The 266-nt window shown below is 66.9% G+C and carries 1 protein-coding gene; it reads left to right on the plus strand.

The window, feature by feature from the left end; all coding sequences use genetic code 11:
• Positions 1-266 (plus strand): transposase (locus tag AC0L2B_RS00075; protein WP_473743613.1); only part of this gene is annotated, 266 nt, incomplete at both ends.

A 266-nucleotide genomic window follows, 5' to 3' on the forward strand; every position in this document is an offset into this window, starting at 1 on the left:
GGCGCGGCGGCGCGGACATGGCTCGCCGAGCGCGAAGCCGACCTGCTGCCGGTCGGATACTTCCATGTCGTGTTCACTCTGCCCGCCGAGGTCGCCGACGTCGCGTTCCACAACAAGGCGCTGGTCTACGATCTGCTGTTCAAGGCGGCATCGAAGACGATGCTGACGATCGCGGCCGATCGCAGGCACCTCGGCGCGCGCATCGGCATCACCGCCGTGCTCCACACATGGGGCTCGGCGCTAACGCACCATCCGCATGTCCACAT

This window comes from Mesorhizobium sp. WSM4815 (genome assembly GCF_055811575.1).